Annotated in this window: 8 protein-coding genes and 1 rRNA gene; 5 read left to right on the top strand and 4 right to left on the bottom strand. The window is 43.7% G+C overall.

What is annotated here, in order from left to right:
• The 3 genes from LZG71_RS30000 to LZG71_RS29990 form a co-directional block, all read right to left on the bottom strand.
• Positions 1 to 294, bottom strand: a 16S ribosomal RNA gene (locus LZG71_RS30000); the annotation flags it as partial.
• An 833-nt stretch (positions 295 to 1127) separates the two neighbouring features.
• A complete protein-coding gene (locus LZG71_RS29995; RefSeq protein WP_233826925.1) occupies positions 1128 to 1481 on the bottom strand; it encodes a hypothetical protein in 354 nt (117 codons plus the stop codon).
• On the bottom strand, positions 1478 to 1840 hold the full coding sequence (locus LZG71_RS29990) for a hypothetical protein (RefSeq protein WP_233826923.1): 363 nt from the start codon (positions 1838 to 1840) through the stop codon (positions 1478 to 1480). The genes LZG71_RS29995 and LZG71_RS29990 overlap by 4 nt, the downstream gene beginning before the upstream one ends.
• 607 nt (positions 1841 to 2447) lie before the next feature.
• On the opposite strand from LZG71_RS29990, the gene LZG71_RS29985 reads away from it, so the two are divergent.
• From LZG71_RS29985 to LZG71_RS29965, 5 genes are all read left to right on the top strand, one after another.
• Complete coding sequence (locus LZG71_RS29985) at positions 2448 to 4007, top strand: S41 family peptidase (protein ID WP_233826921.1); 1560 nt, start codon at positions 2448 to 2450, stop codon at positions 4005 to 4007.
• Between the two features lie 350 nt (positions 4008 to 4357).
• Positions 4358 to 7654 carry a histidine kinase dimerization/phosphoacceptor domain -containing protein gene (locus tag LZG71_RS29980; RefSeq protein ID WP_233826919.1) on the top strand — a complete coding sequence of 1099 codons (3297 nt, stop codon included), beginning with the start codon at positions 4358 to 4360 and terminating at the stop codon, positions 7652 to 7654.
• A 6-nt stretch (positions 7655 to 7660) separates the two neighbouring features.
• On the top strand, positions 7661 to 8404 hold the full coding sequence (locus LZG71_RS29975; protein WP_233826917.1) for a LytTR family DNA-binding domain-containing protein: 744 nt from the start codon (positions 7661 to 7663) through the stop codon (positions 8402 to 8404).
• A 342-nt stretch (positions 8405 to 8746) separates the two neighbouring features.
• Positions 8747 to 9412 (top strand): peroxiredoxin, encoded by a 666-nt coding sequence (locus LZG71_RS29970; protein WP_233826915.1) that lies wholly within the window; start codon positions 8747 to 8749, stop codon positions 9410 to 9412.
• 74 nt (positions 9413 to 9486) lie between these two features.
• The gene (locus tag LZG71_RS29965) at positions 9487 to 12375 is read left to right on the top strand and encodes a T9SS type A sorting domain-containing protein (RefSeq protein ID WP_233826913.1); all 2889 of its coding nucleotides are present in this window, start codon (positions 9487 to 9489) and stop codon (positions 12373 to 12375) included.
• Positions 12376 to 12636: 261 nt separating this feature from the next.
• Here LZG71_RS29965 and LZG71_RS29960 read toward each other — a convergent pair whose 3' ends face one another.
• Positions 12637 to 15855: an SdrD B-like domain-containing protein gene (locus LZG71_RS29960; RefSeq protein ID WP_233826911.1), complete on the bottom strand. Its 3219-nt coding sequence runs from the start codon at positions 15853 to 15855 to the stop codon at positions 12637 to 12639.
• Between the last annotated feature and the right edge of the window lie 859 nt (positions 15856 to 16714).

Raw genomic sequence — 16714 nt, 5'->3', positions numbered from 1 at the left:
GGGATCAACCTCTCAGCTCCCCTATCGATCGTCGCCTTGGTAGGCCGTTACCCTGCCAACTAGCTAATCGAACGCATGCCCATCTTCAACCAATAAATCTTTAACAAACAATATAATGCTATATCATTGTGTCATGCGGTATTAATCCGGGTTTCCCCGGGCTATCCCCCAGTTGAAGGTAGGTTGCATACGCGTTACGCACCCGTACGACGGTGACATTGCTGCCCCCTCGCCTTGCATGTATTAAGCCTGCCGCTAGCGTTCATCCTGAGCCAGGATCAAACTCTCCATTGTAAATTTTGTTGTAGTCTCTCTTATCACTAAGAGGACCGAATCTTCTTAAACGAATAATCTTTTTGCTCTCTTCATCATGTCAAAGAACGTTGCTCTGATTCTCTCAGAACTCGTTGTAGCGATCGTTTTCGCTACCGTTGTTCCCGATTGGGAGTGCAAAAGTAGGAAGAATATTTTAACTTACAAGCATTGGTCAAAAAAAAATTTAAAAAAATAAAATTCACCTGTGAATCGTGCTCATCATGGCACCATAACGGATGTATAAAGTAAGGATCCGGGGTAACCAGACAGATACCAAAAGTGCCCTCTGATGCGTTGAAGCAAGATTATGAAGAAAAAGATTGCTGGTATGAATTGGAATGACCTTCTATTTCGCAATTAAAATTAATTTCTGCCCCCACAGGAAAATTTCCAACAGCAAGCAGCCCGGTATGAGATAATCAGAATACCTATCATTCTAATGAGAAGATCAACACGGTAATACTGACCTTACACCAAACCTCACGATTCAGAGGAAAAAACTAACTTGCCTGAAGGTACCCGCCTTGTAGCTCTTAATACTTCAACAGTGGCTGATGTCCGCTTATTGTGCGACTTATAAGATATGGCGTCGGTTGCGCGGAACACTATAGTATATGTATAAAACTAAAGGTTGGTAACGTGGTAAAGCTGGGCAGACCAAGAAAGGATTTCAACTTGTCTGATTATATCCTTTATATACGGTGCAATTGAAACGAATGACGTTCCAATGTTAGCACTGTATTTAAAGTACTCTATAAGTTGAGCCTGAATTGCAGGTATGACTTATTATAATTAGTGCATGACCAGCATGATCATTTGATATAAGCCGGCGTAACATCTTTCTGTTGCCAAAGTATCATACCAAGTCGAAGCCCAAAGGAAAGATGTGCGGTTAAGCGTTTACCGACCGTGTAATTCTCACCTTCAAAAAACGGGTCCGACTTTTTTGGAACAGGATTTAAATGGTTTTTGTAAGATGAATTGGTGTTCGACAGCCCCAAACCTGTGAAAAAATCAAGCGTGAAGCGCTGACCCAGCAAGAAACGTCCGCCTATTTTTCCAATCATTCCGATCTTTGTTTTCTGAAAGTCGGCCTTTTCAAAATTAATCTGTAACGTATCACTGCCTGGGGAAAAATGGTAACCAGAGCCCGCTGTTGCCTTCATTGATGATACAAAACCCTCTGCTGCCATATACCAGCCCAGCCCATCCTTTCCCTTTTTAGCCAGTAATACTTCACCTCCGGGCGAATTTCAAAAAGGTGATATCCTTTCTTCCATTCAGGCTCAAGAAACCCTAATCCACCGTTACCTGGAACAGGCACTCCCACACCAAGGTTCAATCCAACAGCCCACCTATTGCCCAACATCCACTCTGAGCCAAAACGGATAGCCGGATCAGGGAAACCAAGCGGGATAAGATCAATGTGTGCGTCAATATTTTTTGTGAAGAGACCTCTGTCTGTTTGTGAAAAGCAGTAGGTCGAGCTGAGAAATGCCAGAATGAGTGTGGTAAAGTACTTCATGTATTTTTTAGCAACAAAGTTAGAAAGCTATAATGAGTATGATCTTGCTAGTTTCGAATTTATTTTCATTTCAACAAATTAAATAATTACGAATAATTCGGTTGCTGTCCAGATCACATCATTGCGCCTACTCCACCGCCCTGGCTGCAAAGAGCAATAAGTTGGGAGATTTTCGATAAACACACATCACTTCCCTGGCATCAACAGATTAATGTGTTTCTCAACACGGTATTAATGGTAAGTAATTCATCGCCGCTGACACCGTATCGGCCGGATGTCCCGCCCTATTAAAGTTGTTCCAACAGCGTTATACTTTATATAACCCCATGAGCCAATCGATTAGGCATGAGATCTAAAACCTTCACATTAAATCTGCATATCTCCTTATGGCCGCTTTTTTTGAAATACAACAACATAAAACAACGGGTTGAGTTCTGATCGTGGAAACACAGGGTGACCTTTACTATGAAAAATCACCTGTACAAATACAATAACACCAATTCAAGGAAGCTGACGTTTTTTGAGCGGTTTTGATTGATGATAAATTTTTTATTCATCTATGAAATAATTGTAACAAATTTACATTCAGATCCAAACTGCCTTCGATATGAGATTTATCTTTTTGATTTTACTTCTCTACGGTTTTCAAAATATTTCCAAAGCTGATGACCGGCTTTCGAAATTCAGTCCTGAACGTAATTTTGAGAAATTCTGGCAGCTATTTGAACAGAACTACGCACATTTTGAAAACAGACAGGTAGATTGGCAGCAGCAGTATCGAAATTTCAGGCCGTTGGTAAATGCAAAAACAACCGATGATGAATTACTGACTGTACTGAACGAAATGGTAGCTCCACTCAAGGATGGTCATGTTGTTATATCTCAGACTGGCGACCTGCCAGCCAGTGCCAAATATTCCAGATTTTATCGTGAATTCCCCACCCGGGATCTTCAAGCTAAATTTCATGAGGTAACGCTTGATAATCTACAAAAACAGGGATTCAGCAAGTTCAAAAAGTTTCAAAGCGAGCCTTATCAGATTGGTGGGTACTGCCGGTCAGCAGAATTGGGATATATTCAATTAAACGGATTTGGCGGTATGCCCATTGAACTATTTACAAAACAACTGGACGAGATGGTTGATGAATTGGCTGACGTAAAAGGGCTCATCATTGATATTCGGATCAATGGCGGTGGTTCACCCGCCTATCTCAATGCTTTGGCAGGGCGGCTTACACAAGTTAAACGATTGGTCGGATACGGACGCACGCGCATCGGTAAACCAAAACAGGATTTTACTTCCTGGACTTCCTATCATATTGCACCACAGGGTAAGAAACAATTGGTTAAACCAACAATCCTGTTGACCAGCGGTGCCACGATCAGTGCCGGGGATCACTGCGCCCTGTATTTCAGAGAGTTTCCTTATGTCAGACAAATAGGCGAAAATACAAACGGGATTTTTTCTTCCATGCATGGAGAACGGTTACCGAATGGCTGGCAAATTTCACTATCAAATGGACAGACCGTGAGCAGCAAACGTACCAGTTATGAAGGAAAGGGGGTTCCGGTCGATGTGCTGGTACTGCATACACGTACGGAGATGCTAATGGGTAACGATCCGGCATTGTTAAAAGCATTTGAATATCTTGAAATTAACCAGCCTGAACTTGCCAAGAGTACGATTTGCTATGAACAGATTGCTTTGAATTATTATGCTGATAGTTTGCTACTCTCTAAAACCTATGGTGATATTACTGCCTATTCGACTGGACTGGTGGAAGAAGATGCCACTTTATTAGCTCCCTTTGCCAAAAAATGTAACTCGCTGCAATCTGTTTACAAATCGGATGGTGTAGAGAGGCGGATAAGGGATGAAGAAATTGCTGACTCCAATTTCTACAAACAGAACATAGAACACCGTTTCTATGTCCGCCCACGTTCCCCAATTCAATCCAGAAAAAGGTGGCCGTTTGCCAAGCGCAATGGCCGGCGACTCACCATAGCTCACCACATCAACATTGCAGATAAAAACTACGTACGCCTGCATTTAAGCCAGGGCGGTTGGAAAGGTGAGACCGTTCTGGTTGTTGTTAATGATCAGGGCAGCGTTGTCGAACATTGCTTTTTGTCATACAATTACTTGAGCGGTCAGGTTTATCAATAACATTCAGCCAGCAATTTTTTAAAGGTATATTTAGAAATACGCAAAACACGCTACGTTTTACCCTTCTGCATTTTTCCTTGTGTCTCTGCAAAAGTTGCCTGGGATCAGCCAAAAGAAAATCAAAGAATGTCTACCGCAGCAGGTGGCCGCTTGCGAGCAACCGCGAATTTCATCTACAAAAACAACATCCAACTCAGTACCAGAGAATTTACAACAAGATGTTGACATTAGCTTGTTTTAGGTTCCGCATATTTGCCTACTTTTGTAACCGTTCAGGTTTTATAGTCACCACCGTGAATTGAACGTTTTGCTGACTTCCCTCTCAAACAGGTGCTTCATGTAGTTTTAAAATGACCGGTCTCATTGTACTTTTCAAGCAACGTAAGCTTCTTTTGTGCTGCCTGCTGGCCCTGACTTTTGTGGCTAAAAGCCAGTCTTTTTCCAGGCAAGACGATTCTGCACGGACTAATTCTGACTATACGATTACGAAAAGGCTGCTCTCTGTTGAAGACGGGCTTGCTTCTCATGAAGTATTTTGCGGTTTACAGGATTCTACCGGCTTTCTGTGGTTCGGTACCCGAAATGGCTTAAACCGTTACGACGGCAACAGCACTCAGCTTTTCACCAGGCAACGCAACAAACTACAAGACAATAAGATAGTCCAACTGGCAATCGATGACGCCAACCATTTGTTTATCGAATATGGAAGTACCGGTTTCCAGCTCATTACAAACGAAAAGGTGGATGTGATGGATGCCACCACCAAAGAAATTAAAACACTCACCGCGGCATTTCCTGACTTACCTTTCAAAGAGCGTGACGTATACTGGATAGCCAATGACGGCACGGGTGAAGTTAGTTTTTTAACAGCATTTCCATTCCGGTTCTGGAAGTATTCCTCCAAAAAAGGTTTCAGGCTGCGCTATGAAATGAAAGACTGGAACAAGGTCAATTTTACATTCGATCATCGGATTTCGGGACCCTATTGCAGCTTCGCAGAAGGAAACGCAGTATTAAAATTAGCCAATCATGAAAAACAATATTTCGTAACCAGCGACACGGTGGTTGCCTTCCGCCAGGACGGCGTATGGCGCTCGTTACCCATCGCTTTCACAAACAAAAATGAAGTTTTAATTACCTATAACAAGGCTGTCAATTCTGATCAGTTTTCCGTGGATATACTCACGGCGAAAGGCAAACTTAGCCCTGTCCGGGATCTGGCCAAATATAATTTAGGTCCCGTGAAAGGTCGTTACTGGTATCAGGCCGGCATTGCGTCGGGTGGGGCTGCTTCATTTTTCTATATTGGTAACGATGCCCTGTATCTATGGAATAAGCATACGTTTGTGAAAGTCCTTGACAAATCCGAGCTCAAAGGTTTCGAAAATCTGTTCGTATACCAGCTTTTCCCGGACAAGCTTGGCAATCTCTGGTTGTGCACTTCCCTCGGTGTAATGCAGATGAAGCTTAAAAAGAACCGCTTTAAACCCTATTTTTCAGGCAATCAGCAATCCATTCAGTCTAATACCCAGGCCAGGGGCATTTATGCAGACAAAGACGGGAAAGTTTTTTCAAATATATGGACACATACGTTCAGCCAACACGGAGCACAAACTCATGCGGTCGGGCACGATGCTATCAATTATGCACTCGTCAGGCACCGGTCGGCATTGTACACCGGCGGATATGTACTGTCGCGATATGACGACATTAAAAATAAAGTGACAACATTCAGCGACGGCCTGCTGTCAGAAATATGGTCGATGCACGCACTGAATGACAGCCTTTTACTTCTTGGCCGAAGCAATGGTTTCTCCTTCTTCAATACCAACACCGGTAAGTTTGACTCACTGCCAATGACAACCGCTTCCACGCCAGCGGCCAAATTTGTATACAGATTTTTTAAAGGCAAACAAGGCACCGTGTGGGCAGTGGCGGAGAATGGTTTGTATAAATTGACATTTGACGATGGACGATTGACCATCGACCATAAAACATCGCACTCAACAATCAATGCACAATCGCCAACAGCCAATCATCAGACGTCAATAGCCAATCCCCAATCGCCAACAGCCAACCACCATTGGTCCATAACCAAACTCCGCTCACCATTTTTAGACCGGCTAAGTTTGTTAGATGCCTTTCAGGATTCGGACGGATCATTCTGGCTGGCCACTAACGGGGAGGGACTTTACTACTGGAATCCCAGAAATAACTCGGTCAGACAATTTAACATCACAGCCGGTTTCCCCTCCGATGTTTTATACAGGATTGAACCCGATGATTTCGGAAACCTCTGGATCAGTTCGGATTACGGGCTAATCCGTTTCAACCGAAAAAGCTTTTCAATCAATACTTATACTACCATTGACGGCATCTCCCATAACGAGTTTAACAGGACTTCATCATTCAGAGCCATTGATGGCCGATTGTTTTTTGGTGGCTTAGACGGTGTGAATGCATTCGATCCCAGAGATTTCAGGACCGACATCTCCGACCTTCAGGTACCTTTGAGGATCATTGAATTTAATCAGTTTGTCGGCTCACAAAATGAATTGATCAATAAAACTACCGAGTTGTTGATCAATTCTCATATCGTACTCAAACCCAGCGATAAGTTCTTCACACTTGACTTTCAGCTACTCGATTTCACCAAAGACGAAGGCCATAGGTATGCCTATAAAATTGAAGGACTCGACAAAAACTGGAATTACATCAATGAAAATTCAGTCCGCATCAGTGGATTGCCTTATGGTGACTTTAGATTACGGATCAAAGCTCAAAATCGCGAAGGCGCGTGGAACAAGCGGGAACTGAATATTCCGATCACCGTTTTAAAACCGGTTTATCTCCAATGGTGGTTTATCATTGGCGTGGCATTTGCATTTATACTGGCGACATATTTCATTATTCAACTCAGGTTAAAGCAATTAGCCGAAGAAAAAAGAAAACTGGAACAGACTGTTAACGAACGAACTACCCAATTGAAACAGTCACTCGCGGAACAATCGGTGCTGCTTCTTGAAAAAGATGTGCTGATGAAAGAAATCCATCACCGGGTGAAAAACAATTTACAGGTAATTTCGGGCTTACTGGAATTGCAAAGTAAAACATTGAATGACGAAACGGCCAAAGAGGCCCTACGGGAAGGTCGTAACAGAGTCAGGAGTATCGCGTTAATTCATCAGAATCTTTACCAATTAGAAAACCTCAGCACTATTAATCTGAGACGGTTTGTGACTGACTTGTGCCGACAAGTACAAAGTGTCTTTCAACGACAAAAAACGGTAACGATCGCAATTGATATACCCGATTTAAATCTCGACATCGACTCTGCGGTTCCACTCGGTCTCATTCTCAATGAATTACTTTCCAATTCCTTTAAATACGCGTTTACAAATCAGGAAGCAGGCGAAATCAGTCTGAAAATCCACACAGTGGACGAAGGAAAATACCAGTTGTCTTATACCGATAACGGCCCAGGCTTACCGGAGGATTTTGACCTGTCCAGGGCAACAACACTTGGCTTGCAACTGATTAATGACCTGGCACGGCAAATAGGAGGTAAAGTTTGCTATTCTTATGGCAGTGGTGCTACCTTTTCGATTAATTTTACCAATCGTGATGTACGTAAAAAAGAAGACTAAACCCTCATGGCTGTTCTAAAAATTGGTGTTATCGAAGATGAACTCGTCATTGCCCGGACGATTCTGGGGACTCTCGGAGAGCTCGGCTATCCGCATTGTGGGCCCGCAATCAATTACACAGAAGCGCTGGATTTACTTGAAAATGAAAAACCGGACCTTGTGCTGCTGGACATACAATTAGCCGGTAGGAAAGACGGATTTGATGTGGCCGAAAAAATCAACGAAACACATCGAATTCCCTTTATTTTTCTGACAGCCAACAGCGATGTTGAAACGATTGACCGCGCAAAAAAGGTCAAGCCCCATGCTTACATCGTCAAACCTTTTACAAAAGAGGAACTGTATGCAGCCATCGAAATTGCATTCAGCAACTTTACCGGCAACCAGATCGAGCCAAAATCAGAAAACAGCGCTTCATCTCCTAACAAGAATTTTATGTTTGTGAAGGACGGTTATGTTTTCAGGAAAATATTTTTTGATGAGCTTTTATATCTGGAAAGTGAAGCCAACTATGTGCTGCTTCACCTTGTATCTCAAAAAAAAGTAATGGTACGGTCCACAATTAATGATTTTATCGAACAGCTGAAACCCGGTCGTTTTATCCGAATCCATCGTCGTTTTTCGGTCAACATCCATTTCATAGAAGATATTTTCCCCAACGAACTATCTCTTAGAACCGTAAAACTTCCCATAGGGAAATCCTACCGCGACAGGCTTTTACAGGCACTTGGCATTAAGGCAGACGTCTAAGTCTTCCCAAACTTCCGCTCATTCATCCCACCACAGCCTCGCTCGTCCCTTTTTTTTGCCCTTACGCTCGTGGCGAGCCACTTTTGACAGCGTTATGGGGTTGCTCGATCTGGACAAAATAATCATCAAACGAAACGTCCTCGGAATTCGCTGCAAGATGTGCGGCGGAAACCTGGTTGTTACCGAAAAATTATGCCTGATAGGCCGGATTGCAAAAATCGGTTCGCTCGGGCACCTCAAACCCGAATGCTACGAATGTGAGACCTGCAAAAAGCGGTATACCCTGTTTTGACAGTTGACAATACCCTGCATACGCCATAAACCAACTAACCGTCAACGATTATGAGCTTAAGATTAAATGACGTCGCGCCCGATTTCCAGGCCGACACTACCCAGGGAACAATTCGGTTCCACGAATGGATTGGAGATGGCTGGGCTATTCTCTTTTCACACCCAAAGGACTTCACTCCCGTTTGCACAACCGAACTGGGCTATATGGCAAAACTTGCACCCGAGTTTCAGCAAAGAAATTGCAAGGTGATTGGCCTGAGTGTTGACCCCGTGGAAAGCCATGTAAAATGGGAAAAGGATATCGAAGAAACGCAGGGCTACGCGGTGAATTATCCTATGATTGGTGATCCCAATCTGACGATCGCAAAATTATATGATATGCTTCCGGCAGAAGAGCCGGGAACTTCGGAAGGCCGGACCGCTGCCACCAATCAGACCGTGCGCTCAGTCTTTATCGTAGGTCCTGATAAAAAGATAAAGCTTAACCTCACCTACCCCATGACTACGGGTCGTAATTTCTACGAAATTCTTCGCGTGCTGGATTCCATGCAGCTTACCACCGAACACCGGGTTGCAACACCGGTAAACTGGAAAGATGGCGAAGATGTAATTATCGTTCCGGCAGTTTCCGACGCAGAGGCCAAAGAAAAATATCCGGAAGGATGGAAAACACTCAAACCATATCTGCGAATTATTCCTCAGCCAGGAAAAAATTAATGTGTTTTCTGCCCATTGATGGTCGAATATAGTGACCCGTCAATGGGCAATCGTCAATCTAATCCCTGAAAAAAATGAAACAAATTATACAAGCCGTCGCAATAACGCGGCGAAAATCCGTACGTTCTTCGCTACTTCTCGCAGCCGTGTTATTGATGACCATGACCAGCGTGTTTGCACAGACCACGTGGACAGGCAGCGAAAGTTCTGACTGGAACAATGAAGCAAACTGGTCGGCAGGAGTACCGGAAAGCGACAATGCGGCCATTATTCCGGACGTAACCAATGATCCCGTAATCCAAAACGGCACCACGGCCTTCGCCAAATCCATACTCGTTCAAACGGGTGGCATACTGACCATTACCGCAACCGGCAGCCTGACCGTTAACGGACAAGCCACTTACGAAGTGCCATTTACTTTCAGCACTGGCTTGAACAACCTCGGCACTGTAATCAACAATGGTCAGCTCATTCTGGGCTCGGCAGGGAGTGTTGGAACTTATGGTATTGTCAACCAGGGCACATTCAACAATAACTCGACTGCTGAAATTCGGATTGACAACGCTCTTAATACCGGGCTTTACAATGCTGCTGGCACCTTCACCAATGCAGCAGAACTTGTAATCGGAGCTTCGGAAAGCACAGGTCTCCACGGTATCTGGAACGACGCCACTTTTAGCAACAACGCCGGCGGGCACATCCACATTGACCGCTCATCGCTTCGGGCATTGGTAAACCATGCCGACGAATTTAAATCTACACACGCAACCTTTAACAACGCGGCAGCCATTACCATCGGGGCTGTCGCAAGTATCGGGACTGTGGGTATCCGTAACGTTGCAACCTTTAATAATAATGCAGGAGGTGATATCAAAATAGACCAGGGAAGTGATATTGGACTTTACAATAGTTCGGGCACATTTACCAACCAAGCCGTTATTATCATCGGAGCTACGAGCACCACCGGCATTCATGCCCTGACAAACGAGGGCATTTTTGACAATAACACCGGAGGAAGCATTCAGATTGACCGTTCCACGGGATCTGCTCTATACCATCCAACCGGAATCTTCAATAATGCCTCATCCATCGTCATCGGATCGGCGGCCTCTGCCGGAACGACGGGTATTGAAAGCCAATCGGAATTTAACAACAACACAGGCGGAAGTATCAAAATAGACCGTACAACCGACGTAGGCCTTTATCATATTTCAGGAACCTTTACCAATAAAGCGAATATTACAATCGGCGCAAACCAAAGCGTTGGGGTTTATGGTTTGCGAAATACCGGGACATTTAATAACACAACCGGTACTATCAACATTAACCGTGCCTCAAATGCAGGATTGTTTCAGACAAATCGCGATGCGCCTTCTCCCAATGCGGCCTTCACCAATACAGGAAATATCGTGATCGGCGCTGTCGGTGCAGCCAGTAGTGCAGGTATCGAAAACCAGGCAATATTCTCGAACAATACAGGTGGGCATATCTACATCGACAACACGAGCGACATCGCTCTGAAAAATCCCTACGGAACCTTCAACAATGAGGCTGATATTACCATCGGAGCCTCTACCAGCGTGGGAACGTACGGGCTCGTGAACCGTGCTTCATTTAACAACAACAGCGGCGGTCATATCCGGATCGACCGTTCAACTGACACCGGGCTCTATCACGCTGCCGGAACCTTCACCAATGCCGCGGCTATCACCATCGGGAAGGATAACAACATCGGGATTAATGGTATCTTCAATGAGTCTGTTTTTAACAACAATGCTGGTGGAGACATTCGGATCGACCGCTCAACCAGTTCTGCTCTACGAAATTTCCAGAATATTTTCACCAACGCCGGTAGCATTACCACCGGAGCCGTGTACTATGCCGGGGATCACGGAATCCGTAATCAGGCAACCTTCGAAAATAATATAGGAGGAGAAATCAAGATCGAATGGTCACATGATGGTATTTACAATCAGATGGGCACATTTAACAATGCAGGTACTGTAAGCATAGGCTCTGCAAATGGTGTGATGCTTTTGCTTACAAGAAGCGGGGTGGGTAAATTCAACAATAACGCCAATGGGATACTCAAAGGTATCGGGACCATCACGCCATCTGCCCTTGTTCTCGTCGGAGGGACATTATCGCCCGGTTTTTCACCAGGAAAACTGACTTTCAGCGACAGTCAGAACTTCTCCAACAGCAATATGGATATTGAAGTGAACGGAACCGCCGCAGCAGGTGTGAATTTTGATCAGATTGCGGTGACGGGGACTGCCACATTGGGTGGCACCCTGACCGTATCAGTTAACTATACGCCGACTAATCTTGATGAAGTAACTATTGTCAGTGCTACGTTGATATCCGGTTCCTTCTCTGATGTAAATCTTCCTCCCAGATGGAAAATTGTTTACAGCTCCAATGCGGTTAAGCTGGTTTACGATACCGCATTGCCCGTAAGGCTGGTTGCGTTCACAGCTAAAAAAGTCGATACCGGAGTCCATCTACAATGGCGTACAGCCAGTGAAATCAACAACAAGGGGTTTCTCGTCGAACGGAGTCCAAACGGATTAAACTGGAACCAAATTGGTTTTGTAGATGGTAACGGCACAATATCACAGACACAACATTATGTTTGGGAGGATAGAAACCCAATCGCGGGAATCAACTACTATCGTTTGCGGCAAATCGACCTTGATGGAAAAACGGAGTACTCACGGATCATACCTGTTCGTTTCGAAGATGCAGCAGGGAGCATTACCGTTTGGGCAGACGCCGCCAGACAAGCTCACATCCAAACCGAAGATACGATTGAGCAGGTAACCGTTTTTGATCTATCCGGCCGGGTCCTGCTGCTTTCAAAAGCAGCAATCCTGAATCTATCCCAGTTCTCCAACGGAATCTTGCTGGTACGTGTACAGACAAATAATGGCATTGTGACCAGGAAGCTGTTGCTGCTATAACCTGAGAAGAGCCATTTGCGCAAGACATCATTTTTTAAAAGTTATATTTTGAGGGCGTCTCAGATTTAAATTGAGCCGCCCTTTTTCGTTTATATTTTCTTGTACTCAGATTTATTGATTTGTGAGTTCTGTTAAAATCCTATTAGATTTTCAATGTTTGAGTATGTGAAAAAGGCATTAAAAATGTCCCCAGGAATTAAAAACTCCTGGGGACATTTCATTCAGCAATAAGCACTTTGAGCTAAAATACTTCGGCTCCTACTATTTAACTACAACCACTTTCATGGTTTGTACAAATCCGTTTAGTTCTTTAACTTTTACCGTGTAAACTCCCGAAACCAGTTTTGCAAGACTGATACCTTCAGAGGTAATTGACTTTAAATGAAGAACCATTTGTCCGGCAGCGTTGAAAATTGCTACATCCGCAACTGAGGCCAATGTCACATCTTTCAGATACAAGACATCAGAAACCGGATTAGGATATACCGACGCCTTGCCTTCGCTATCCGCCTGAACACTTACGATCCGGCTATAGGCGAAAGATAAATCGGAATCTACCATACGAAGTCTGTAAAAGTGCTGCCCTGAGATGGAGCGAGTGTCAACAAATGAGTACTTTTTGACAGTGGCACTCTCCTTGTTAGATTCAACAACCCCAATAGCAGTCCAGGATTTCGCATCCGTGCTGTATTGAATTTCAAAGTGATCACTATTAGTCTCCGCAGACGTTGACCAATTCAATTGTACAGCCTCTTCCACCTTTTTTGCTGTCAGGCTAATTAGTTTTACCGGCAGGGTATTGTATATCCCGGCATCGACGTTCAGATTAAATTCGTTATCTGCAAGAATAATTACAGCTGTCTTTCCGCTGGTATTTGCATCACTGTTATTTGCATCGTTTAAAGAACCTGTTTGGGAGGTAAAGCCATACCCGGAAGGCAGGTTACTGAACCCTACAACATATGATCCTGCTTCCAGATTTGAAAAATTGTAATACCCATTGGCATCGGTCGTGGTAACTGCAATTACGGTTGTGCCGTCCGGGCCATACAGAGTCACCGTAACGCCACTTTGCCCTGCCTCGCCAGCATCCTGAATCCCGTTCATATTCGAATCCTGCCATACATAATCACCCAAGCCTGATTTATTCAGTGGTTGACTGCAGTTAATGCTGTTCAAATTAACAGTAGTAATCCGCGTGATACAATCGCCCAGCTTTATAGTGGCTTGATAAGTACCATTGTTTGCCGCTGTGTAACTTCCGAAAACTATATCTTTGCCCGTCACTCCTGGCATCGCCGTTCCATTAAATGTCCATGAATAGGTAGCTCCTGTGATTTCATCAACACTTAATGTATAAGGCTGATTAAGACATGGCTGCGCAGAATTGGTAACCAAAACAACAACCAAAGGCTTTATAGATACCTGCGTTACTTCTGTTTCTCCACACTGGTCGGTTATGCGCACATCATAGTCTGTACTTGCCTCTAAGCCGTCGGCGGTATAGTCATTCGGTACTGCGGCATTAATCAAAGTGTAATTTGTTTCAGTCGTTTTTTTCATTTCCAAAATAAACGGACCCGAACCCGCAAATTGGAATATCGCTTTACCCGTGGCTACCGTACCCTCGCAGTTGATACCTAATTTTCTTACAACTACCGGGTCTGAACCAGATGGCGTAATCGTTAAATTCTGAGAATCAATTACCAAATTAGGAACACCGCAGTTACTCATGTCCATAGTTGCTCTTAATGTATAGGTTCCTGCAGCAAGGTTAGGGAAACTCCCGGACGAATTTGTAGCAACCACAGTCGATCCCTGAAGTAACTCGAAACTTACAGGCCTGTTACCATTGTATGTAAGCGCTGAAGTAATTGTACCATTGCCTCCGCAAAGCTGTGAAGTGGTACCTGTTAAACCCAGAGTTAATCCTGTCTGAGCAGGGTCTGTGGTAAAAGGGACTTCCGTTATCACGCCGCAAGTGGCGTCGGTGGGCGTAAACTGAATAATATAGGAGCCGGGAGGTATTGCTTTGAACGACACTGCACCATTGGCCGCGTTATATCCGGTAGCATTGGCTACAAAGCTGTGGTCAGAAGCCCTTAACAGTTTAATAGTTGAAAAATCCTGATCAGGCACGTATCCGGCGATTTGAATATCCAAATCAAGTGTCCCTACCGTAGTTACACAAGCTAAGGAATAACCTACATAATTAACAAATCCAGCATTGGACGGCTTGGGCGTTACAATCGTTTTGGTTTCGGTATCTCCGCACGCATCTGTTATCGTATATGTGTAATGATCGGCATATGGAACGGGAACCATAGCACCCGTTACCCATTGGTAGTCGGTTAGCGTAGTTCCTGTTACCGGATTATTGCTGGCATCGTATCCCTGTACGTCCAATTCATAATAGTTTCCTGCTGCTGAGGAAAATGTTACACCATTATATGTATTAAGTGCAAGATTAACCTCGCTGCCATCAGGGCATCCGACATGCACCGTTCCATAGGATAAAATATCAGGATGTTTTATGTCAACACATTCAATATTTACCTCTCCACATGGTGAAGTGGTACGAATAAGAACCTTTTCCGCGGTGCTTGGAAATGTAATACTGCTAATGTCGGCATTTGAGTTAACGGTGATGTGCATATCCGGGGCACCGGCAGGTACAGTGCAAGGTTCCGTTGATAAGATATTCCACATATCAACCACATAACCAGATCCATCCGGATCGATTTGCGTAGCATCGCCTAATCTCAACAATCTGTTTCCGGTATAGGTCGTTGTGGCACATGTAAAACTCTCATACTGCAGATGAAATTTTGCCTTTGGAGAGCTGGGCTGCACATCCACTGATGCCGTTGTAAAGTTATTACAAGCGTCTTTCACCCTTACCTGGTAGATACCAAAACCAGGCGCAGTAAAAACATTTGACGCTTGATAACTAAAATTAGCATCCGGTTCCGCCGCGTTGGTTGATTGCAAAAATCCATAAATTAGTGGCGCTTTTCCACCCATAGCAGCTGCAGTAATCGTACCGCCCATGCCACCCCCTGCGCACACATTGCTCACCGTAGGAGTTAAAGTGAGTGGTGTATATAAATCGCTGATGGTAAAAGTGACATCTTCAAAAACAGTTCCACAGGAAATCCTGACTGTGTAATCACCGGCAGGTAGACTGGTAAATACATTGGAGCTTTGAGATGTAGTTTGATAACCTTCCAAAGGTGTACTCGAACCGATCTCAGTCGCCGAAATAATCTGATAAGTTGCAGTTGACAATGTTTCAACATCCGAATGAATCGTTACCTGACCTGATGAAGGACAGCTCGCACCAACCACATCTGGCGGAGTGGTAACCGATATATCAGCAGGACACTGCGCATAGGTACTGTGAACCAACAGGAATAACCCCAAAAGGAACATGTAGTGCTTTAAATAGTAATTTAATCCGGAGTTTGTAAAATGAGGCATAGCAAAGATGGTTTTTGGTTTTTAAAGACAAGAATTGTTTAAGCATTCAGAGATTTTATTGTTTTCGCAAATAACAGAATTGTACAAATTGTTGACTTTGCAAATCTGATCATCTGGATGAAGCCATACAATCATCCAAAAGGAGTATTTTTTCTAATTGATTTGCGCATTCAAGTACACATTTTGAAGTATAAAATCGGTTAATTGTTTTGTAGAAGCATTGTGAATTATCTTGTAATACGGCTAACGGAAAGGCATCTTTTTGATTGACAATATTAGATTATTACAATATTTCAACTTTTAACAGACAGGTACTTCTAATTTCTCAATATATCTAAATAGCACTACCAGCAAATCTTAATAGCTGTATGACGTAAAAAAGTACAGAAAAAAGGAGGTTGATTTAAAAAAAAATCAACTTAAAAACGCGGAAATCCTTGTCGAAATAATTCCAGACAATTTGTTATAAAATTCCTCGTCAAACCAAATCGCAACGGCTCACAACCGCATAATTACCTTTAAAAGGTACCGATTGAAAAGTCAAATTTTCGAAATTTAATCGTACACAAAGTGAGTTGAAAATGAGTGAAGCATGGGTTGAAAACCCGAACGGAGTATTGTCTGTATATGTGTGGAGTATGATATGGATAGATCAGGCAGGCACGGAACACCTACCGGGATCTGAAATCATTATTCATATAACGTGAAGTCCAGGCGGGCTCTTCATGGAAATCCTGAGATTTACCAAAAAACCCACCCGGACAACATCATTTACTTTTTAACGAATATCTGGCTGCTTTCGCTTCCATCTTTTAGTTTGATACGTATCACATACTTACCAACCTGTAAATCTTTTACA

It is taken from the genome of Dyadobacter sp. CY312 (assembly GCF_021390535.1).
Lineage (GTDB): Bacteria > Bacteroidota > Bacteroidia > Cytophagales > Spirosomataceae > Dyadobacter.
This window is presented reverse-complemented; position numbering and strand designations above follow the sequence as displayed.

What these genes read in the sequence shown, in the direction of transcription:
- LZG71_RS29970 (WP_233826915.1), top strand. Translation starts at nt 8,747, where the DNA reads ATGAGCTTAAGATTAAATGACGTCGCGCCCGATTTCCAGGCCGACACT.
- LZG71_RS29985 (WP_233826921.1), top strand. Translation starts at nt 2,448, where the DNA reads ATGAGATTTATCTTTTTGATTTTACTTCTCTACGGTTTTCAAAATATT.
- LZG71_RS29995 (WP_233826925.1), bottom strand. Translation starts at nt 1,481, where the DNA reads ATGAAGGCAACAGCGGGCTCTGGTTACCATTTTTCCCCAGGCAGTGAT.
- LZG71_RS29960 (WP_233826911.1), bottom strand. Translation starts at nt 15,855, where the DNA reads ATGCCTCATTTTACAAACTCCGGATTAAATTACTATTTAAAGCACTAC.
- LZG71_RS29975 (WP_233826917.1), top strand. Translation starts at nt 7,661, where the DNA reads ATGGCTGTTCTAAAAATTGGTGTTATCGAAGATGAACTCGTCATTGCC.
- LZG71_RS29990 (WP_233826923.1), bottom strand. Translation starts at nt 1,840, where the DNA reads ATGAAGTACTTTACCACACTCATTCTGGCATTTCTCAGCTCGACCTAC.
- LZG71_RS29980 (WP_233826919.1), top strand. Translation starts at nt 4,358, where the DNA reads ATGACCGGTCTCATTGTACTTTTCAAGCAACGTAAGCTTCTTTTGTGC.
- LZG71_RS29965 (WP_233826913.1), top strand. Translation starts at nt 9,487, where the DNA reads ATGAAACAAATTATACAAGCCGTCGCAATAACGCGGCGAAAATCCGTA.